Genomic DNA, 19,935 nt, shown 5'->3' with positions numbered 1-19,935 from the left:
AAGATGAGATTTCCCAGTATGTAAGACCCCTTGAAGACGACGAGGTAGATAGGTTGGAGGTGGAAGCACGGTAACGTGTGGAGCTGACCAATACTAATCGGTCGAGGGCTTATCCAAAACACTATTACGCAGATTTCGTTTCGGATTCAGTTTTCAGGAATTAAGTTCCTGAATTATGCATTTGCACCGCAAGTGCCCGTTTGGTGGCGATAGCGGAGGGGTTCCACGCGTACCCATCCCGAACACGACCGTTAAGCCCTCCAGCGCCGATGGTACTTGGACCGAAGGGTCCTGGGAGAGTAGGACGCCGCCAAGCAACATGAAGCCATTGTTGAGTAATCGACAGTGGCTTTTTTTGTTTTTGATGAGAAATGGGGAGTATCTTAAGCTGTCTGGAGATTGTGGATATAATATGAGCTAACAAGGAATGAAAAGACTTGTCCACATGTGGATAGAACTTTTATTTCTGCATTGGTGATGAAGTACTCCCCAGTTTATGTGGATAGTGTAGAATAATTGTGGATACATAGGTGTTTTTTATACTTAATTCGCGTTCTTATTTCGCAAAGGGGATAGAGTAGTGGATAATACAACTAATCTTCTGTGGACAGAGAATTTTGTACTACAGGCAAGTGATACGGATTACCGTTCCCAAGGCAAGCTTTCTTTCATTCTGGAGATGATGCAGCGTACAGCTGATTCTGCGGTGGGTGCACTTGGTTTAGGACTTGAGCAAATGCTGGCGGCCGGGATGGGTTGGATGTTGATTACCCTTGATCTTGAGCTTGGCCGAATGCCAAGATTGAATGATCAGCTGACAGTGCGGACCTGGAGTAAAGGAACGAAAGGGGCATTATGGCAACGGGATTATCGCATTTATGACAAGGATCATTCAGAGGTAGCTGTAGCACGCTCGATCTGGGCACTTGTGGATATTGAGAAGCGGAAGCTTTTACGGCCAACAGCTCTTCCTGTACCGGTAAACCATTATGAGACTGATTCAGTCGGGCCTATACCGGATAAAGTAACAATCCCTGAAAGTGTAACTCTGCAAGAGGTTTATTTATATCAGGTTAGGTTCAGCGGACTGGACAGTAACCATCATTTGAATAACGCACGGTATGGAGAAATCTGCTGTGATGCCTTGTCTTTGGAGGAGTGGGGGGCTAAGGAGTTAAGGCGCTTTCGGATTACTTATGCACAAGAAGCCAAGTTCGGAGATGAAATGCAAATCCAGCGGTCGGCTTTAACTAATGAAGGTATATTTGTACAGGGAGTAGCAGGGGATAAGGTGTTTTTTACAGCATGCCTGGAATTCTGATCATACATGGCATTAATAATACAGTATATGAACGTGGAAAAAATAGTAAAAAGGCAAAGGCCGTGTCTGTTCACCAGCTACGGTCTTTGTTGCGTTATAGCAGCTCATAGGGACATTTATTGTATTATTGTCCGCGCAGAATCAGCCTGACGATTTTTGCGGGGTTGGGATCATGGTATAATGAGGTGTTGAAAAGGAAGGGAGAGACCTATGAAGGTATTGGTACTTGCGGAAAAGCCGTCGGTAGCGCGTGAGATTGCGCGGGTGATGGGCTGTGGAAATAAGCAAAAAAGCTATATTGAAGGTCCTAAATATGTTGTTACCTGGGCTTTGGGCCATTTAGTGGGGCTGGCGGAGCCCGAAGACTATAATAATAAATACGCGGCTTGGGCATTGGAGGACTTGCCGATTCTGCCCGAGAAGACGAAGCTGAAGGTGCTGCGGGAAACGAACCAGCAGTACAAGGCGGTGCAGCAGCTTATGAAACGGCAGGATATTGAGGAGCTGGTTGTCGCTACGGATGCGGCGCGTGAAGGCGAGCTGCTGGCGCGCTGGATTATGAATATGGCCGGCTGGCGCAAGCCGTTCCGGCGTCTGTGGATTTCCTCGCAGACGGATAAAGCGATTAAGGAAGGCTTCGCATCGCTGCGGCCGGGCCGGGACTTTGACCGGCTGTATGAATCGGCCCGCTGCCGCGCGGAGGCGGATTGGATGATTGGGCTTAACGTGACGCGGGCGCTGACCTGCAAGTTCGGCGCGCCTCTGTCTGCCGGACGGGTGCAGACACCGACGCTTGGGATGATCATGGACCGGGAGGGTGAAATTACCGGCTTTCGTTCCCAGGAGTATGACCAGTTGATGGCTGATTTTGGCAGCTTTCAGGCCGGCTGGCGGGCTCAGGGCGGGGATGGGCGTATTTTTGACCGGGACAAAACGGCAGTGCTGAAGGAGAAGGTTACCGGACGCAGCGGACGTATTGCCAAGGTACAGAAAAGCGAGAAGAGTGAACCGCATCCGCTGGCCTATGATCTGACAGAGCTGCAGCGTGATGCCAACCGCAAGTTCGGCTTCTCGGCAAAGCAGACTTCCAGCGTGCTTCAGCGGCTGTATGAGCAGCATAAGCTGGTAACGTATCCGCGCACGGACAGCCGTTATCTGACCTCGGATATGACCGCTACGTTAAAAGAAAGACTGGACAGCGTGGCGGTCGGCCCTTACGCAGCGCTCGCAAGACCGCTGCTGCGCAAGCCTTTGCCGATTACCAAACGGATTGTGGACGATAGCAAGGTGAGCGATCACCACGCGATTATTCCTACAGAGCAGACGGTACTGCTAAACTCGCTAAGCTCAGAGGAGCGTAAGCTGTATGATCTGATCGTGCGGCGGTTCATCAGCCTGTTTTATCCTCCGGCACGTTATGATGCAGTGACCGTTACGGTTAATGTGGAAGGCGAAAGCTTCCATGTTAAAGGAACTACGGTAAAAGACGCCGGCTGGCGAGAGGTCTACGGCGGGGATATGAGCAGCGATGATGAAGAGGAGAACGCCGCGGATGAACCGGCGGCAAGCAGTGTGAAGCTGCCGGAGCTGCGTGAAGGCGAAACTGTTACCGTGCAGCGCTGTATCATCCGTCCAGGCCGGACGCAGCCGCCGAAGCGCTATAATGAAGCTTCGCTGCTGACGCAGATGGAGAAGCATGGTCTTGGGACGCCTGCTACCCGCGCCGATATTATCGAGAAGCTGGTCAGCTCGGATACTATTGAGCGCCAGGGCAATCTGCTGCATCCGACAGGAAAAGGCAAGCAGCTGATCGGACTGGTGTCGAGCCAGTTGCGAACGCCGGAGCTTACGGCACGCTGGGAAGCGGAGCTTGAGAAGATTGCCCGCGGGCAGGGGCGGCCAGAGCCTTTTCTGCAGGGAATTCGCAGTATGGCCCAGGAGCTGGTGTCCGGTGTGAAGAACAGCGGGGCGGAATACAAGCCGCATAATGTCTCCAGCAGCCATTGCCCGAATTGCGGGACGAGAATGCTGGAGAAGAAGACCAAACGCGGCAAGCTGCTGGTCTGTCCTGCGGATGACTGCGGCTATACCCGTGCAGGTGAGAAGCAGTTGTCGAACCGCCGCTGTCCGCAGTGCCATAAGAAGATGGAGCTTAAAGAGGGCAAGGCAGGGCGTTATGTGCAGTGTCTCGGCTGCGGAATTACAGAGACGATGGACAAGGACCACAAGCATGTCAACAAACGTGAGCAGCAAAAGCTGGTGCAGCAGTACAGCAAAACGGAAAGTGTTGGATCGAACTTGGGCGAGCTGCTGAAAGCAGCGATGGAAGCTAAGGAGAAGGGGAAGTAAACAAAGCAGCGTTACCGGCAGCCAAATAGTAAAGGGCAGCTGAATAAGGGAATGAATAGTATAAAGTTAAATTATGATGATGAGAAAAGATTCCATTATAATTTATGACATGAAATAGATGTTTTGCCAATTATATCTAAAATGAACGGAGCGTTATCAGGAAAATACAGATGGAGCGGGTGATGGATTGGCAGCGGTACAGCAACAAGAGTATGAAGACTCGTCTGCGGAGGCCTCGGGAAGCAGAGGCGGCAGCCGGTTGTTCTTTTTAATAATTGTCTTTATGTTCTGGTTTTCTTCCTACATCTATGTTCCGGTACTTTCACCGTATGTAGAGCATCTGGGAGCCTCTTATGTAATGGTCGGGGCGGTGCTGGGAGTATATGGGCTGATGCAGATTCTGTTCCGGCTCCCGATTGGTATTGGTTCGGATATTCTCAACCGCCGCCGGCCGTTCATCTATCTTGGCTTGATTGCCAGCGGGGCAAGCTGTCTGCTGTTTATGGCGGGATCGCATCCTGGCTGGGCGCTGGCGGCTCGTGCGGTATCCGGAATTGCGGCCTCGGCGTGGGTTGTATATTCGGTGATGTTCGCCGGGTATTTCCCGAAGGAGGATGCCGGAAAAGCCATGAGCATGCTGCAGTTCACTACCGTGATTGCACAGCTCGCAAGCATGATGATCAGCGGGTATATGGTTCAGCATTGGGGCTGGAATACCCCGTTTGTGATTGGCGGATTGGTGGCGGCTGCAGCCCTGCTCATTGCGCTCCGCTTGCCGGAGCAAAAGCTGGAGAAGCGCGAAAGCGCGATACAAATCAAGGATTTGGCCGGAGTGATCAAAGAGCCGCTGCTGGTCAAAGTATCACTTTTATCGGTGCTGGCGCATTGTGTGCTGTTCATTACGATGTTCGGCTACACCCCGAACCAGGCGCTGAATATCGGAGCGAGCAAAGAGAGCCTCGGCTGGCTGACACTGGCTTTTATGCTGCCGCATGCTGTTGCCACCCTCTATGGTTCCCGGTTGTTCGGCAGGCTGCTGGGCGATAGGGGAACGCTGCTGCTCGGTTTTGCCGGAAGCGCGCTGTTCACGCTCTTGATTCCTTCGATGCCGAACCTTGCGGCACTATGCGCGACACAGGTGGGGAACGGCTTTATGCAGGGCTTGATTTTTCCGCTGCTGCTGGGCAAATCGGTCTCCGGGGTGGCTCCGTTCAAGCGGGCTACGGCGATGGGCTTTTATCAGGCGGTGTATGCCATCGGGATGTCGGGCGGTCCTTTTGTGGCGGGCTGGATGAGTGCGGCTTACGGGCTGCGGGGAGGCTTTTGGCTGGGAGGCATTGCGGCGGCGCTTGCTGCGGTATTGTCCTGGCTATGGATCAAGGATACTGGCGTAATTGGCAGGGAGCAGGGAAAAGCCGGGCAGATAGCGCGCAGGTGATGTAAGGATTATTGGTTTTTTGTCTAAAAGGGTAATATAATAAATAGTAGATAGGATGTCTGGGAGGAGGGGCCGGAAAGGATGCTCCAGGTTGTATTGCTGTGGTTCGCACTTATCAATATTATCGGGTATGTGGTGATGTCCGAGGACAAGAACAGGGCCCGGAAAAGGCGGGACCGGGTGCCGGAAAAAACATTGTTTTTGCTGGCATTTATGGGCGGTGCGCTGGGTGTGCTGATCGCCATGTACCGCAAGCGCCACAAGACCAGGCATACTTCCTTCAGGATCGGAATTCCGCTCTTGCTGCTGCTGAATATCTTGCTGTATGGTTACTTTTTGGGATAAACAAAACAGAAGAAGAGGTGGCGTACATGTTATTCTCTAAAATTTTGCTTGCCTATGACGGTTCCAAGGCCTCCAATCAAGCACTGGAGCGGGCGATTGAGCTGGCTAAGGTTACTCCGGGTGCATCCCTTTACGTCGTACACGCTTTTGAATTCCCGCGCTTCTTCATCGGGGAGGCTCTCGCGCCTCTGCCGGCCTCAGTGAACAAGGATTATTATGATTTGGCGGTACAAACTACGGATGAAGTGAAAAGCCGTCTGGAAGCTGAGGGACTGAATGCTACTGTTGAACTGCTGCAGGGCTCGCCTGCTGAAGTAATATTAAGCTACGCCAAGGAGCATGCGATGGACGTGATTGTTATCGGCAGCCGCGGGCTCGGCGGAATCCGTGAATTTGTTCTGGGTAGTGTAAGCCACAATGTTGTGCAGAGCGCCCGGATTCCGGTATTGGTCGTTAAATAATAGATTAAAGAGAGGGGCGCGAAGGCGTTCCCCTTTTTTCTATAAGATGTAGGATAAGATGTAAAATAGCGATTCCAAATGTGCCCAAAAGCGAACGTTTTGACTGCTGGAAATAACAATGTTCGTGTTTAAGTTGACATGAAGTGTAGGGCATTGTTAAGATGAATCTATGAAGAGCTCGTATAAAACCGGGAATAAGGCCCGGAAGTTTCTACCCGGTAACCGTAAATTGCCGGACTACGAGGAAATAGGATGACTAGAACGGCCGTCAGCGCCGCCCCGGAACCGAGGGGCGGCGAGCTGTGCGCTTATCCCGGGTATATGACTGCAGAAGCAGTGTGCACTGGGACAGTTCTCCTATTCCTGCAGTAGTCTGGGTCCACCCGCAGCAACATGCGTTTGGAATCCGGGCTTTTTTTTTCGGATTTCATGGAAATCTTTCCTGAAATAACGATGTTGATCAGAAGACATGATTACGGAAAAAAAGCGGCATGAGTGTCTGGTGTGAAACAGGATAAACTTATAGCATGAGTCTCTAAATTGGGGAGCGGAAGGTAGGTTGAATCATGTCTGTGCAGGTTGGCGTCATCATGGGCAGCAAATCAGATTGGGAAACAATGGAGCAGGCTTGTCTTGTGCTTGAGGAGCTAGGAGTAGCTTATGAGAAAAAGGTGATCTCGGCGCACCGTACACCGGACTTAATGTTCCGTTATGCGGAGGAGGCTGCGGGCCGGGGCTTGCGTGTGATTATTGCTGGTGCGGGCGGAGCGGCGCATCTGCCGGGGATGGTGGCTGCGAAGACGGTTCTGCCAGTTATCGGAGTGCCGGTGCAGTCGAAGGCGCTGAACGGCCTCGATTCGCTGCTCTCCATTGTGCAGATGCCCGGCGGCATACCGGTAGCGACAGTAGCCATTGGCCGCGCTGGGGCCACCAACGCGGGGCTGCTCGCCGCACAGATGATCGGCGCGTTCGATCCTGAGGTGCAGAGCCGGGTGCAGCAGCGGCGCGATGCCATTGCACGCGAAGTGCTGGAAAGCAGCGAGAGCCTATGAGGCCAGAGGAGCTGAAGGCGAAAGGCCTTGAGGAAGCCGGGCAAGAAAGCCTGGAACAGTTGAAGGGAGAACGCCCTGTGGCGGCTGCTCAGGATAGCCTTGAAGGCAGGGGGTTATCGAAGCCGGTGGTTGATGCTTCGGCTGATACTGCCACGCTTCGGACGCTGCTGCCCGGCGCCACGGTTGGCGTGCTTGGCGGCGGACAGCTCGGGCGAATGATGGCGCTGGCCGGCAGCGCCATGGGCTACCGCTTCGTGGCGCTCGATCCCGCGCCGGATGCGCCCTGCGGGCAGGTGACGCCGCAGATTACAGCGGCGTACAACGACCGGGACGCGGCGCGGGAGCTGGCGCAGCGCGCAGACGTCATCACGTACGAGTTCGAGAACGTCGACGCGGACGTGGCCGCGCTGCTGACGGCAGAGTCGTACGTGCCGCAGGGCAGCGCGCTGCTGTATACGACGCAGCACCGGCTGCGCGAGAAGGCGGCGATCGAGGCAACGGGAGTGCCCGTTGCCCCGTACCGCAAGGTCGGCAGCCTGGCGGAGCTGAACGCCGCGGCTGCGGAGCTGGGCCTGCCCTGTGTGCTGAAGACAGCCACAGGGGGGTATGACGGCAAGGGACAAGCCGTCATCCGCCAGCCGGAAGAGCTGGAAGCAGCCTTCCGGCTGGTGGCGCCGGGAGCAGACGCGCCGGAGCTGGTACTGGAGAAATTTGTAGCCTTCCGCTGCGAAATTTCTGTTATTGCCGCCCGCAGCGCCTCCGGTGAGGTCAAAAGCTTCCCGCCGGCAGAGAACATACACTTGAATAACATCCTGCATTTGTCGATTGTGCCCGCCAGAGTGCCGGAGGAGATCCAGCGGCGGGCCTGCGAGCTGGCAGAGCGGCTGATAGCCGGTCTGAATGCGGTTGGACTCCTGGCGGTGGAGATGTTCGTCACTGAGGACGGTGAGCTGTTCGTGAACGAGCTTGCGCCGCGCCCGCATAATTCCGGGCATTATACGATGGATGCCTGCGTGACCTCGCAGTTCGAGCAACATGTGCGTGCGATCTGCAATCTACCGCTTGGCGACACTACACTCCTCACCCCCGTGGTGATGGTGAATGTGCTTGGCCAGCATCTGGACGGGGCCATCCAGGCGTTCAGCACAGCGGATGAAGAAGCAAACCGGCTTGGTGTAGCACCCAAGCTTCATATATATGGCAAGACCGAGAGCAAAACCGGCCGCAAAATGGGCCATATCAATCTGCTCTGCAAGGACACCGGTGACGGCCTGGCCTGGGTGGAGCAAACTAACCTTTGGAGGAACTGACCAGATATGATCGAACGTTACAGCAGACCTGAGATGCGGGCCATTTGGACCGAAGAAAATAAATTCAACGCTTGGCTGGAAGTAGAGCTTTGCGCTTGCGAGGCTTGGGCCGAGCTGGGAGTTATCCCGCATGAGGATGCCGCCAAGCTGCGCAAGGACGCTACATTCAATATCGACCGCATTAATGAAATTGAGCTGGAAACACGCCATGATGTCATTGCCTTCACCCGTGCGGTATCCGAGAGCCTGGGTGCGGAGCGCAAATGGGTGCATTACGGATTAACCTCCACGGACGTTGTGGATACGGCGCTTGGATATCTGCTGCGTCAGGCGAACGAGATTTTGGAGAAGGACATCATTAACTTCATCGAGATTCTTAAGGAAAAAGCTCTGGCGTACAAAGACACTCCGATGATGGGACGTACCCACGGTGTACACGCCGAGCCAACAACCTTTGGTCTGAAAATGGCGCTCTGGTACGAGGAAATGAAACGTAACCTGGAGCGTTTCCGCCATGCCGCAAACGGCGTACAGTTCGGTAAAATTTCCGGCGCTGTCGGCACCTACGCCAACATCGACCCGTTCGTCGAAGAATTTGTCTGCCGCAAGCTGGGTACCAGCCCGGCGCCAATCTCTACACAGACGCTGCAGCGTGACCGTCACGCGGAATATATGGCGTCGCTGGCACTTGTGGCTACGTCCCTGGACAAATTCGCCACAGAAATCCGCGCCCTGCAAAAGAGCGAAATCCGGGAGGTTGAAGAGGCTTTTGCGAAGGGCCAAAAGGGTTCGTCGGCAATGCCGCATAAACGCAATCCTATCGGCTGCGAGAATATTTCCGGCCTGTCCCGCGTCATTCGCGGACACATGGTTACTGCTTACGAGAACGTGCCGCTGTGGCATGAGCGCGATATCTCGCACTCCTCGGTGGAGCGGATTATCCTGCCGGATGCGACTATGCTGCTGAACTATATGCTGAACCGTTTCGGCAACATTGTGAAGAATCTGACCGTCTTCCCGGAAAATATGAAGCGCAACATGAACCGCACCTTCGGGGTTCCGTTTTCCGGCCGCATCCTGACGAAGCTGATCGACAAAGGCTTCAGCCGCGAGCAGGCCTACGATACGGTACAGCCGCGTGCGATGCAGGCCTGGGAAGAGCAAACCCAGTTCCGCGACATCGTTGAAGCAACACCGGAAATCACCGCTGTGCTCAGTCCGGAAGAAATCGAGGATGCATTCAACCCTTCCTGGCACCTTAAGCATGTGGACACCATCTTCCGCAAGCTGGAGCTTATCTAATTAAAAGGTAAGTTAGTGGTGAACTGAGGAGCTGGATGAATAATACGAGCGGTGGCACTGGGTGGTTTTTTATTCTGAGGGGCGGAGCAGCAGGGGGATTGGAATAGGTATTTGGGTTAAAAAGGAGCGGAGAGAAATTTTGGAACTGGAGAAGCGTTAGCGTTCGCCTTTATGTTTGGATTTCTACCGCTACCAGCGGTTCAAATCAGGAAATTCAAACATAACAGCGATCGGAAGTCCAAACATTTTTTGCAGTGAACCTATTAGCCCCAAGGAGTATTTCAATTTTTGTTGATTCGAATCGAAGAATGTCCCAGTGCTTCTAGCTCAAGTATATAAGCAAGATCATTAGTTCAAGGGAGGAAAGGTCATGACATACCCTGCCGTATCCACGGCTGTGGATCTCGTAAATGCACCGCTGCTCTACAAAGGAAAGGTTCGCGAATTGTACGATCTGGGGGAAGAGGTGCTGATCGTCGTCACGGACCGGATCTCCGCGTTCGACTATGTGCTTGACCCGGCGGTGCCGGAGAAGGGCAATGTGCTTAACCGGCTCAGCGCTTTCTGGTTCGGCAAAACCCAGGAGCTGATGGAGAACCATGTCGTACACATTGATGTGGATAAGCTTGGAAACGTTGTGCGGGACAAGGAAGCGCTGAGAAACCGCATCATGGTTGTCCGCAAGGCGGAGCGCATTGATATTGAATGCGTCGTGCGCGGCTGCATTACCGGCGGCGGCTGGCGGCAGTATCAGGAGACCGGCAAGGTGAACGGAATTGCACTTCCCGCAGGACTCCGCAAAAATGCAGTGCTATCCCAGCCGATTTTCACGCCAGCCGCCAAAAACGATGTCGGCCACGACGAGGATATTCCTTTTGAGAAGATGCAGGAGCTGATTGGTGCAGAGCTTGCCCTGGAGCTTAAGGAGAAGAGCCTGAAGCTGTTCGCTTTTGCCAGAGAGTACTGTGAAGAGCACGGCATTATTCTCGCGGATTGCAAATTTGAGTTCGGGCTGCTGGACGGCAAGGTGATTCTGATTGACGAGATTTTTACACCGGATGCTTCACGCTTCTGGTCCAAGGAAAAATACCTACTTGATATCGAAATCGACAGCATGGACAAAGAGCCGGTACGGACGTATCTGTCCGAATCCTCCTGGGACAAGAACAGCACCCCGGACCCGCTCCCTGCTGAAGTCGTAGAAGAAACCACCCGCCGTTATCTGGATATTTATCATCGTCTCACCGGCAAGTCTTTATAGAGTGAAATGAGCAAAATCAACTGTAGCAACTGCTAATTGCACTCTCTGCAGTTATTTTGCCCAAAGTATATGTCATTTTTAATTTAATTGTATTTGGTACAGCTAAAATGGATGAAATGGTCTTAAATAGCTGTTATTCCGAAATGTAACTGTAGAGAATACAACTAAACTTGATTTTGCCGGAGATATGGAGTTAATAGCTGCACAATATGCAGTTAAGTGAATTGTAATTTTGTGCTCATTAAATTTTAGGAGGAACTACAAGCGTATGTTAAAAGCGACAGTCTATGTCACCATTAAGAAGAGTGTTCTCGATCCCCAAGGTGTAGCCGTGCAAGGAGCGCTGCATTCCGTAGGTTTTCAAGAGGTTGAATCTCTGCGCATCGGTAAGTATATGGAGCTGACTCTCGATACTGACAACCGCGCTGAAGCGGAAGGACGTCTGAAGGAAATGTGCGAGAAGCTGCTGGCCAACACGGTGATCGAGGATTACCGCTACGAATTGGAGGACTAAAAGTCATGAAATTTGCTGTACTTGTCTTTCCCGGCTCCAATTGCGACATTGACTGCTACAAAGCGGTAGAAGACAGCCTTGGCGAACCAGTAGATTATGTATGGCATACCGCGACAGACCTGTCGGCGTATGACTGCATTCTTGTGCCGGGCGGTTTCTCTTATGGTGATTATCTGCGCTGCGGCGCGATTTCCCGGTTCGCTCCGGTTATGGCTGAAGTGGCCAAAGCCGCGGAGCAAGGCAAATTCGTGCTCGGCATCTGCAACGGGTTCCAAATTCTGACCGAAGCGGGATTGCTGCCCGGAGCACTGCGCCGCAACATGTCGATGAAGTTCCGCTGTCATGACACGGTGCTTAAGGTCGTTAATAACACAACCCCGTTTACTATTGATTATGCGAAGGATGAAGAGATCGTCATTCCGATCGCACATGGCGAAGGCAACTATTACTGTGACGAGGAGACTTTGGCATCGCTCAAAGCAAACAATCAGATCGTATTCACATACAGTGACAACCCTAACGGCTCGGTAGCCGATATTGCGGGCATTAGTAATAGGGCAGGCAATGTGGTTGGCATGATGCCTCACCCGGAACGGGCGGTAAGCAGCCTGCTCGGGTCCGAGGACGGCAAACGGATGTTCACATCCATTCTCAAGACATGGAGGGATCGTTATGACGCAGCAAGTATCCGCTAAGGAGCCGACCGCAGAGCAAATTGCAGAGCAGAAGATTTACAGTCAATTCGGAGTATCGGACAGCGAATATGAGCTGATCACTTCTTTCATGGGCCGTAAGCCGAACTACACGGAAATTGGTGTTTTCAGCGTAATGTGGTCTGAACACTGCGCCTATAAGAACTCCAAGCCGCTGCTGGGACGTTTCCCGACAAGCGGACCGCGTGTTCTGATGGGACCGGGCGAAGGCGCAGGGATCGTGGACATCGGAGACAACCAGGCGGTGGTCTTCAAAATCGAAAGTCACAACCATCCGTCGGCAGTAGAGCCTTATCAGGGCGCGGCGACCGGTGTGGGCGGGATTATCCGCGATATTTTCTCCATGGGTGCAAGACCGGTGGCGCTGATGAACTCTCTGCGGTTCGGGAAGCTGGAGAGCGACCGGGTAAAATATTTGTTCGAGCATGTCGTGTCCGGTATTGCTGGCTACGGCAACTGTATCGGTATTCCGACCGTGGGCGGCGAAATTATGTTCGACAACAGCTATGACGGCAATCCGCTGGTCAACGCGATGTGTGTCGGACTGATCGACCATGATAAAATCCAGCGCGGTGTCGCCAAAGGTGTGGGCAACCCCGTGTTCTACGTAGGTCCTCCAACGGGCCGTGACGGTATTCATGGCGCGACCTTTGCCTCTGTGGAATTGAGTGAAGAGTCGGAAGCCAAGAAGACAGCGGTGCAGGTCGGCGATCCGTTCATGGAAAAGCTGGTGATGGAATCCTGTCTGGAGCTGATCGACAGCGGCATCGTGCTTGGTATTCAGGATATGGGCGCAGCGGGGCTTACCTGCTCAAGCGCCGAGATGGCGAGCAAAGCAGGCAACGGCCTGGAGCTGTACCTGGATCAGGTGCCGCAGCGTGAAGAAGGCATGACCCCTTATGAGATGATGCTGTCTGAATCGCAGGAACGGATGCTGTTCGTGGTTGAGCCTAAGGATGAGGCGCAGGCGCAGGAGATTTTTGACCGCTGGGGGGTTATCTGCCGTAAAGTGGGCAAGGTAACCGATGACGGCCGCTTGAAGCTGTTCCATCATGGCGAGGTTGTCGGCGACATGCCGGTAAAAGCTCTGGTAGACGAATGCCCGATCTATAAAAAGCCTTCAACCGTTCCTGCCTACTATGAAGAGAACGCAAATGTCGATACGCTGCGCTATGAAGAAGTGACTGATCTGGGCGGTGCACTGCGCACTGTGCTCGCTTCACCTACAGTAGCAAGCAAAGCATGGGTGTATAACCAGTACGATTACATGGTGCGGACCAGTACGGCGGTTCGTCCCGGCTCTGATGCGGCAGTGGTTACCATCCACGGAACACGTAAGGGCCTGGCAATGACTACGGACTGCAATGGACGTTATGTGTATCTGGACCCTGAAGTGGGCGGACGGATTGCCGTCAGCGAAGCGGCGCGCAACATTGTCTGCTCCGGAGCGAAGCCGCTGGCCATAACAGACAACCTGAATTTCGGCAGCCCGGAGAAGCCGGAGATTTTCTGGCAAATGGAACGTGCTGTAGACGGTATGGCTGAAGCTTGCCGCGTGCTGGATACGCCGGTTATCGGCGGTAACGTCAGTCTGTATAACGAAAATGCTACCGGCGCGATCTATCCGACTCCGGTTGTCGGCATGGTCGGTCTGGTTGAGGATACCGATCATATTACGACTCAGGCTTTCAAGCAGGAAGGCGATGCGATCCTTCTGCTCGGAGTAACCAAAGCCGAGCTTGGCGGCAGTGAATTCCAATATGCTGTACACGGTCTGACCGAAGGCCGTCCGCCGGAGCTGGATCTGGCAACCGAGCAGAAGCTGCTGGATGCTGTCCTTGGCGTCATCCGCAGCGGACTGGTCCGCTCGGCGCATGACCTCTCCGAAGGCGGTTTGGCTGCTGCGCTGGCTGAGAGCTGCATCAGCGGTTCCATCGGCGCGAATATCGAGCTGTCCGCTGGCGGGCTGCGTCCTGACGTGGCACTGTTCAGCGAGAGCCAATCCCGCATTGTGCTGACTTCGGCACCTGAACGTGCGGAAGAGCTGAAAGCGGCGGTTGCTGCTTACGGTGTGCCGGTGGAAATCATCGGAACTGTCGGTGGAGACAGACTGCGTGTTCACCTGGACGGCACAGCTGCTCTGGACGAGTCTGTAACAGAACTCAAAACTATTTGGGAGGATGCTATTCCATGTCTTATGAAATAAAGACCGGGAACAAGCAGGAGACCCCAATCCTGTGGACCGGCGACTTTTATAACGAAGGAACGGGCTCGGGAGATATTTTTGACACCTTAAAAGAGGAATGCGGCGTTTTCGGGGTCTTCGGACACCCGGAAGCTGCTTCCATGTCCTACTACGGACTGCATGCCCTGCAGCACCGGGGTGAAGAGAGCGCAGGCATCTGCGTGGCAGATGGACGCGACTTCAACTATCACCGCGGCATGGGCCTAGTAAAGGAAGTGTTCGATAAAGACAAAATTGCCTCGCTGATCGGCAATATGTCTATCGGACATGTGCGCTATTCCACCAGCGGCGACAGCCGGCTGACCAATGCGCAGCCGCTTGTCTTCAAATATCGCGATGGAGATCTGGCGATTGCCACTAACGGGAATATTGTAAACGAGCCGCTGATCCGCAAGCAGCTTGAGCAAAGCGGCTCGATCTTCCAGACGACAAGCGACACCGAGGTGCTGGCGCATTTGATTGCGCGCTCGCAGAAGGATTTTGTCGAAGCGACCAAAGATGCTTTGCAGCAGCTCGTGGGCGGATTCGCCTTCCTGCTGATGACCAATGACAAGCTTATTGTAGCTTCCGATCCGCACGGCCTGCGTCCGCTTGTTATGGGACGGGTAGGCGAAGCCTATGTCTTCGCTTCGGAATCCTGTGCGCTGGAGGTCATCGGCGCGAAGTTCGTCCGCGACATTGAGCCAGGCGAGCTGCTGGTGCTTGACCAGAACGGCTTCCTGGAAGACCGTTTCACCGAGCCGAAGCGTAAGGCGCTGTGTGCGATGGAATATATTTATTTTGCCCGGCCGGACAGCGATCTGAACGGCGCCAACCTGCACGCCGCCCGCAAGCGGATGGGCAGCCGGATGGCGCTGGAAGCGTTCGTTGACGCCGACATTGTAACCGGCGTGCCGGACTCCAGTATCTCGGCGGCCATCGGCTATGCCGAGCAGACAGGCATCCCTTACGAGCTTGGCCTGATCAAAAATAAATACACCGGCCGGACCTTCATCCAGCCGAGCCAGGAGCTGCGCGAGCAGGGCGTAAAGATGAAGCTGAGCGCCGTCCGCCGCGTCGTTGAAGGCCAACGCGTCGTCATGATCGACGATTCCATCGTGCGCGGCACGACTTCGCGCCGGATCGTCAACCTGCTGCGTGAAGCCGGCGCGACCGAGGTCCATGTGCGGATTACCTCACCGCCGTTCAAGAACCCTTGCTTCTACGGCATTGATACACCGGACCGCCGTGAACTGATCGCCTCCTACAAGACGATTGAAGAAATGTGTAAGGAGATCAACGCCGATTCGCTGGCATTCCTCACACCGGAGGGCCTGATCCAGTCCATCGGCGGCCATAACAGCAGCGATTACAAAGGCGGCTTGTGCCTCTCCTGCTTCGATAACGATTACCCGACGCAGGTGGATTTCGGCGGGGAAGAGAAGGACGGGTGTAGCTGCTAGTTGGGTCCATCCCCCTAAATGTGGTCATCCCCCTAAGTCCCCCTTGCAAAGGGGGATTCCGGAGGGCGCTGCCCTCCGGCCACCCGAAAGCTTGGCGGTAGGAGTTTGCTTTAAACTTTCTAAGCTGGCGTGGGTGCGTGTGCCCGCTTTGTCCTGCGGACACGCTCCACGGCGCTGCGAGCCCCGGCGGCATGCTGCCTCGCCGGGCCTGAAAGCTCGAGAACCTGGCCTATTTGCTCCGCAAAATCGGAGGTTCTCTCGCTCTAATGGCGCGCACGGCTTCGCCCTGTGCACGAGCAAGCTCGCGCCCCCGCCCTGTTTGCTGCGCAAAAGCGGGGGAGCTCTTGCCTAATGGCGCGCACGGCTTCGCCCCGTGCGCGAGCAAGCTCACGCCCCCCGCCCTGTTTGCTGCGCAAAAGCGGGGGAGCTCTCGCTAAGTGAGGCGCCCTTGGCGAAGCCGGGCGCCGAGCCTGCTGCCCCTGTGCAAGGCGCGTACAGCGGCTTGCGGCTGGGTTTGCCCCGGTGGCTTGAGTCATGGAGAGGAAGTTTGGAACTGTAGGAGCGATAGCGTTCGCCTTTATGGTTGGATTTCTACCGCAAACAGCGGTTCAAATCAAGGAAATCCAACCATAACAGCGACCGGAAGTCCAAACATTCCTCGTAATGACGATTATAGCCACCAACCAAATCCTGCCGCCCCGAAACCGCGCTCTAAACTAATTTAAATGAGGTGTCCAAAAGTGTCCGAAGCTTATAAAAACGCCGGAGTGGATATTGCGGCTGGCAATGAAGCGGTAGAACGCATGAAGAAGCATGTGAAGCGCACCTACCGTCCTGAAGTCATGACGGAGCTGGGCGGCTTCGGCGCGCTTTTCGGCTTGAATAAAGACAAATATGAAGAGCCGGTGCTCGTATCGGGAACCGATGGCGTAGGCACGAAGCTCAAGATCGCTTTCGCGGCTGACCGCCACGACACGATTGGCATTGATGCCGTAGCAATGTGTGTGAATGATATTGTGGTACAGGGTGCAGAACCGCTGTTCTTCCTGGATTATCTGGCTTGCGACAAGGTCGTGCCGGAGAAGATCGAGGCTATTGTAGCCGGAATCGCTGAAGGCTGCCACCAGGCAGGCTGCGCCTTGATCGGCGGTGAGACCGCCGAGATGCCAGGGATGTACGCTGCGGGCGAATATGATATCGCCGGATTTACGGTTGGCGTGGCTGACAAGGCCAAGCTGGTGACAGGCGCGGATATTGCGCCGGGGGATACGGTAATCGGCCTTGCTTCCAGCGGTGTGCACAGCAACGGTTTCTCGCTGGTGCGCAAGCTTTTGCTGGAGGATGGCGGTTACGGGCTGAACGATGTGGTTCCTGAGCTGGGTGCTCCGCTTGTGGATGTGCTGCTGGCTCCTACCAAGATTTATGTGAAGCCGTTGCTGGCGCTGCTGGAGCAGCTTCCAGTCAAGGGTATGGCCCATATTACAGGAGGCGGGTTCATCGAGAACATTCCGCGCGTGCTGCCTGAGGGTGTGAACGTGGAAATTAATCATGGCTCCTGGCCGATTTTGCCGATCTTCGATTTGCTGCAGAGCAAAGGCAATGTTAGCAACCGTGATATGTTCACCACCTTTAACATGGGTGTGGGCCTGGTGCTGGTTGTAGCTGAGGCGGATGGACAACGTGCACTCGAGCTGCTCCAAGCAAGCGGAGAAGAAGCCTACCTGATCGGCACAGTGACTGAAGGAGAACGCAAGGTTACCTTTACGGGAGCTGAAGTGTGATGCAGTGGAGCCGGATCGCTGTGTTTGCCTCCGGGCAGGGCAGCAATTTTGCCGCACTGGCAGAGGCCGAGAAGGCCGGTAAGCTTGGCGGGGGACGCATTGAGCTGCTGGTCTCCGACAGGCCGGAAGCGCCTGTGGCACAGCGCGCGGAGGCGGCGGGCATTCCCGCTCTTCTGCTGCGGCCGAAGGACTTTGCAAGCCGGGAGCTCTACGAGGCTGAGATTGTAGCCGAGTTGCAGCGCCGGGACATCGGGCTGGTCGTGCTGGCAGGGTACATGCGCCTGATTACTTCGGTACTACTGACGCCATACGCCGGACGGATCGTCAATATTCATCCCTCGCTGCTGCCGGCTTTTGCCGGAAAAGACGCGATAGGCCAAGCGCTGGATTATGGTGTGAAGCTGACAGGAGTGACAGTGCATTTTGTCGATGGGGGCATGGATACCGGTCCGGTAATCGCCCAGCGCAGTGTTGCCGTAGAGCCTGAGGATACTGCTGAATCATTAGCGGAACGTATCCATAAGGTGGAGTATGAGCTGTATCCTGAAGTTGTGGGCGCTTTAGCTGCCGGGAAAATAGAACTGGATGGCAGAAAGACGGTTATCCGGGAGTAGCGGCATCCATCGACATTCCACGGACAAGCCTCAGCGTTTCTGATATTTCTCGGGAAATATCGCGCGGGCGGATACCCGGGTGTCGAGCGACAGTAGATTTTGCTTGCATTGCAGACGATTGTCGCAAGACGCGGGCTTCTATGATCATTTTCACAGCGTTATTTTTCACATAGCAGATCAGCATTACCAGAAACTAAATCTTGTATTTTCCGGAGGAGGACTATTCAAAGTGAGTATCAAAAGAGCGCTGGTCAGCGTATCGGACAAACAGGGCATCGTGGATTTTTGCCGCGAGCTGTCTGCATTGGGCGTAGAAATCATCTCTACAGGCGGCACCAGCACACTTCTCGCCAAAGAAGGCGTACCGGTCATCGGTATTTCCGATGTGACAGGGTTCCCGGAAATTATGGACGGGCGTGTTAAAACACTCCATCCTGCCGTACACAGCGGCCTTCTGGCGGTTCGTGACAACGAAGAGCATACGAAGCAGATGCAGGAGTTGGGTCTCGACTACATCGACCTGGTAGTGGTCAATCTGTATCCGTTCGCGGAGACGATTGCTAAGCCTGATGTATCCTACGAGGAAGCGATCGAGAACATTGATATCGGCGGACCGACAATGCTGCGTTCGGCGGCGAAGAACCATGCTTTTGTCAGTGTGGTGGTGGATGCAGCCGATTATGCGACTGTGCTTGAGGAAGTGCGTGCAGGCGGAGATACAACCCTAGAAACACGCAAACGTCTTGCAGCAAAAGTGTTCCGTCACACGGCGGCTTATGATGCCTTGATTTCCGATTATCTGGCGAATGTGACCGGTGAACCGCTGCCGGAGCGCTATACTGTGACTTACGAGAAAATCCAGGATCTGCGTTATGGAGAGAATCCGCACCAGAAGGCTGCGTTCTACCGCAAGCCGCTGGCTGCACAGGATACGCTCACGGCTGCCGAGCAGCTGCACGGCAAAGAGCTGTCCTACAACAATATCAACGATGCCAACGCAGCGCTGCAGATCGTGAAGGAATTCGAAGAACCGGCTGTTGTGGCGGTTAAGCATATGAATCCTTGTGGTGTGGGTGTAGGGGCAAGCGTATATGAAGCTTATCAGAAAGCCTACAACGCTGATCCGACCTCTATCTTTGGCGGCATTGTTGCGGCGAACCGGATTATTGATGCCGATACTGCGAATTTGCTGAAGGATATTTTCCTTGAAATCGTACTGGCACCGGGCTTCACGGACGAAGCGCTAGAGATTCTCACGAAGAAAAAGAACATCCGTCTGCTCAAAATCGGTAATCTCAGCACCGCTGCGGCCCGTAAATCCAGCTTTGTCGTTACCTCCATTGAGGGCGGCATGGTTGTGCAGGAGAGCGACGTGCATTCCGTCAACCCTGATGAGCTGCAAGTTGTGACTGACCGTAAGCCTACCGAGGAAGAATTGAAGCAGCTCTTGTTCGGCTGGAAGGTCGTTAAGCATGTGAAATCCAATGCCATCGTGCTTGCTGCGGATGATATGACCGTCGGTGTAGGTGCAGGCCAGATGAACCGTGTCGGTGCGGCCAAGATCGCCATTGAGCAGGCCGGGGAGAAAGCCAAAGGCTCCGTACTGGCCTCCGATGCATTTTTCCCAATGGGCGATACGCTGGAAATGGCAGCAAAAGCAGGAATCACTGCTGTTATTCAGCCGGGAGGCTCCATCAAGGATGAAGAGTCGATTAAGGTTGCTAATGAATATGGTATTGCCATGGTCTTTACCGGCGTTCGCCATTTCAAACACTAGAACGCCAGGG

General features: G+C 54.3%; 16 protein-coding genes, 2 rRNA genes and 1 riboswitch. All 18 genes read left to right on the top strand.

Annotated features, from left to right (window positions below; translation table 11 throughout):
- Positions 1-117 (top strand): 23S ribosomal RNA (locus ACX1DY_RS25900); the annotation flags it as partial.
- Positions 118-199: 82 nt separating this feature from the next.
- Positions 200-316: ribosomal RNA gene (rrf, locus tag ACX1DY_RS25895) — 5S ribosomal RNA — on the top strand.
- A gap of 264 nt (positions 317-580) precedes the next feature.
- A complete protein-coding gene (locus ACX1DY_RS25890) occupies positions 581-1,321 on the top strand; it encodes an acyl-[acyl-carrier-protein] thioesterase (protein ID WP_458967074.1) in 741 nt (246 codons plus the stop codon).
- Between the two features lie 210 nt (positions 1,322-1,531).
- Positions 1,532-3,670 carry a DNA topoisomerase III gene (locus tag ACX1DY_RS25885; protein ID WP_458967073.1) on the top strand — a complete coding sequence of 713 codons (2,139 nt, stop codon included), beginning with the start codon at positions 1,532-1,534 and terminating at the stop codon, positions 3,668-3,670.
- 187 nt (positions 3,671-3,857) lie between these two features.
- Complete coding sequence (locus ACX1DY_RS25880; RefSeq protein WP_458967072.1) at positions 3,858-5,108, top strand: MFS transporter; 1,251 nt, start codon at positions 3,858-3,860, stop codon at positions 5,106-5,108.
- An 81-nt stretch (positions 5,109-5,189) separates the two neighbouring features.
- A complete protein-coding gene (locus tag ACX1DY_RS25875) occupies positions 5,190-5,453 on the top strand; it encodes a DUF1294 domain-containing protein (protein WP_019913664.1) in 264 nt (87 codons plus the stop codon).
- 26 nt (positions 5,454-5,479) lie between these two features.
- Positions 5,480-5,914 carry a universal stress protein gene (locus tag ACX1DY_RS25870; protein WP_458967071.1) on the top strand — a complete coding sequence of 145 codons (435 nt, stop codon included), beginning with the start codon at positions 5,480-5,482 and terminating at the stop codon, positions 5,912-5,914.
- A 158-nt stretch (positions 5,915-6,072) separates the two neighbouring features.
- Positions 6,073-6,174, top strand: a riboswitch (purine riboswitch).
- Positions 6,175-6,480: 306 nt separating this feature from the next.
- Complete coding sequence (purE, locus tag ACX1DY_RS25865) at positions 6,481-6,966, top strand: 5-(carboxyamino)imidazole ribonucleotide mutase (RefSeq protein WP_458967070.1); 486 nt, start codon at positions 6,481-6,483, stop codon at positions 6,964-6,966.
- Positions 6,963-8,276, top strand: coding sequence for a 5-(carboxyamino)imidazole ribonucleotide synthase (gene purK / locus ACX1DY_RS25860; protein ID WP_458967069.1), 1,314 nt, complete (start codon positions 6,963-6,965; stop codon positions 8,274-8,276). The genes purE and purK overlap by 4 nt, the downstream gene beginning before the upstream one ends.
- Positions 8,277-8,282: 6 nt before the next feature.
- The gene (gene purB, locus ACX1DY_RS25855; protein ID WP_458967068.1) at positions 8,283-9,578 is read left to right on the top strand and encodes an adenylosuccinate lyase; all 1,296 of its coding nucleotides are present in this window, start codon (positions 8,283-8,285) and stop codon (positions 9,576-9,578) included.
- 370 nt (positions 9,579-9,948) lie between these two features.
- Positions 9,949-10,839 carry a phosphoribosylaminoimidazolesuccinocarboxamide synthase gene (locus ACX1DY_RS25850; protein ID WP_458967067.1) on the top strand — a complete coding sequence of 297 codons (891 nt, stop codon included), beginning with the start codon at positions 9,949-9,951 and terminating at the stop codon, positions 10,837-10,839.
- Between the two features lie 268 nt (positions 10,840-11,107).
- A complete protein-coding gene (purS, locus tag ACX1DY_RS25845; protein WP_019913657.1) occupies positions 11,108-11,353 on the top strand; it encodes a phosphoribosylformylglycinamidine synthase subunit PurS in 246 nt (81 codons plus the stop codon).
- A gap of 5 nt (positions 11,354-11,358) precedes the next feature.
- Positions 11,359-12,048: a phosphoribosylformylglycinamidine synthase subunit PurQ gene (gene purQ, locus ACX1DY_RS25840; protein WP_458967066.1), complete on the top strand. Its 690-nt coding sequence runs from the start codon at positions 11,359-11,361 to the stop codon at positions 12,046-12,048.
- Complete coding sequence (gene purL, locus ACX1DY_RS25835; RefSeq protein WP_458967065.1) at positions 12,026-14,272, top strand: phosphoribosylformylglycinamidine synthase subunit PurL; 2,247 nt, start codon at positions 12,026-12,028, stop codon at positions 14,270-14,272. The genes purQ and purL overlap by 23 nt, the downstream gene beginning before the upstream one ends.
- The gene (purF, locus tag ACX1DY_RS25830; protein ID WP_458967064.1) at positions 14,257-15,753 is read left to right on the top strand and encodes an amidophosphoribosyltransferase; all 1,497 of its coding nucleotides are present in this window, start codon (positions 14,257-14,259) and stop codon (positions 15,751-15,753) included. The genes purL and purF overlap by 16 nt, the downstream gene beginning before the upstream one ends.
- A gap of 740 nt (positions 15,754-16,493) precedes the next feature.
- Positions 16,494-17,534: a phosphoribosylformylglycinamidine cyclo-ligase gene (gene purM, locus ACX1DY_RS25825; protein WP_458967063.1), complete on the top strand. Its 1,041-nt coding sequence runs from the start codon at positions 16,494-16,496 to the stop codon at positions 17,532-17,534.
- Positions 17,534-18,148: a phosphoribosylglycinamide formyltransferase gene (gene purN / locus ACX1DY_RS25820; protein WP_458967062.1), complete on the top strand. Its 615-nt coding sequence runs from the start codon at positions 17,534-17,536 to the stop codon at positions 18,146-18,148. The genes purM and purN overlap by 1 nt, the downstream gene beginning before the upstream one ends.
- 229 nt (positions 18,149-18,377) lie before the next feature.
- On the top strand, positions 18,378-19,925 hold the full coding sequence (gene purH, locus ACX1DY_RS25815) for a bifunctional phosphoribosylaminoimidazolecarboxamide formyltransferase/IMP cyclohydrolase (protein WP_458967061.1): 1,548 nt from the start codon (positions 18,378-18,380) through the stop codon (positions 19,923-19,925).
- The last annotated feature ends 10 nt before the right edge of the window (positions 19,926-19,935 follow it).

This window comes from Paenibacillus sp. BAC0078 (assembly GCF_054483875.1).
This window is presented reverse-complemented; position numbering and strand designations above follow the sequence as displayed.

Excerpts from the sequence above, each read along its gene's own strand:
- ACX1DY_RS25885 (WP_458967073.1), top strand. The coding sequence starts at position 1,532 with ATGAAGGTATTGGTACTTGCGGAAAAGCCGTCGGTAGCGCGTGAGATT.
- ACX1DY_RS25875 (WP_019913664.1), top strand. The coding sequence starts at position 5,190 with ATGCTCCAGGTTGTATTGCTGTGGTTCGCACTTATCAATATTATCGGG.
- ACX1DY_RS25870 (WP_458967071.1), top strand. The coding sequence starts at position 5,480 with ATGTTATTCTCTAAAATTTTGCTTGCCTATGACGGTTCCAAGGCCTCC.
- purE (WP_458967070.1), top strand. The coding sequence starts at position 6,481 with ATGTCTGTGCAGGTTGGCGTCATCATGGGCAGCAAATCAGATTGGGAA.
- purK (WP_458967069.1), top strand. The coding sequence starts at position 6,963 with ATGAGGCCAGAGGAGCTGAAGGCGAAAGGCCTTGAGGAAGCCGGGCAA.
- purB (WP_458967068.1), top strand. The coding sequence starts at position 8,283 with ATGATCGAACGTTACAGCAGACCTGAGATGCGGGCCATTTGGACCGAA.
- ACX1DY_RS25850 (WP_458967067.1), top strand. The coding sequence starts at position 9,949 with ATGACATACCCTGCCGTATCCACGGCTGTGGATCTCGTAAATGCACCG.
- purS (WP_019913657.1), top strand. The coding sequence starts at position 11,108 with ATGTTAAAAGCGACAGTCTATGTCACCATTAAGAAGAGTGTTCTCGAT.
- purQ (WP_458967066.1), top strand. The coding sequence starts at position 11,359 with ATGAAATTTGCTGTACTTGTCTTTCCCGGCTCCAATTGCGACATTGAC.
- purL (WP_458967065.1), top strand. The coding sequence starts at position 12,026 with ATGACGCAGCAAGTATCCGCTAAGGAGCCGACCGCAGAGCAAATTGCA.
- purF (WP_458967064.1), top strand. The coding sequence starts at position 14,257 with ATGTCTTATGAAATAAAGACCGGGAACAAGCAGGAGACCCCAATCCTG.
- purN (WP_458967062.1), top strand. The coding sequence starts at position 17,534 with ATGCAGTGGAGCCGGATCGCTGTGTTTGCCTCCGGGCAGGGCAGCAAT.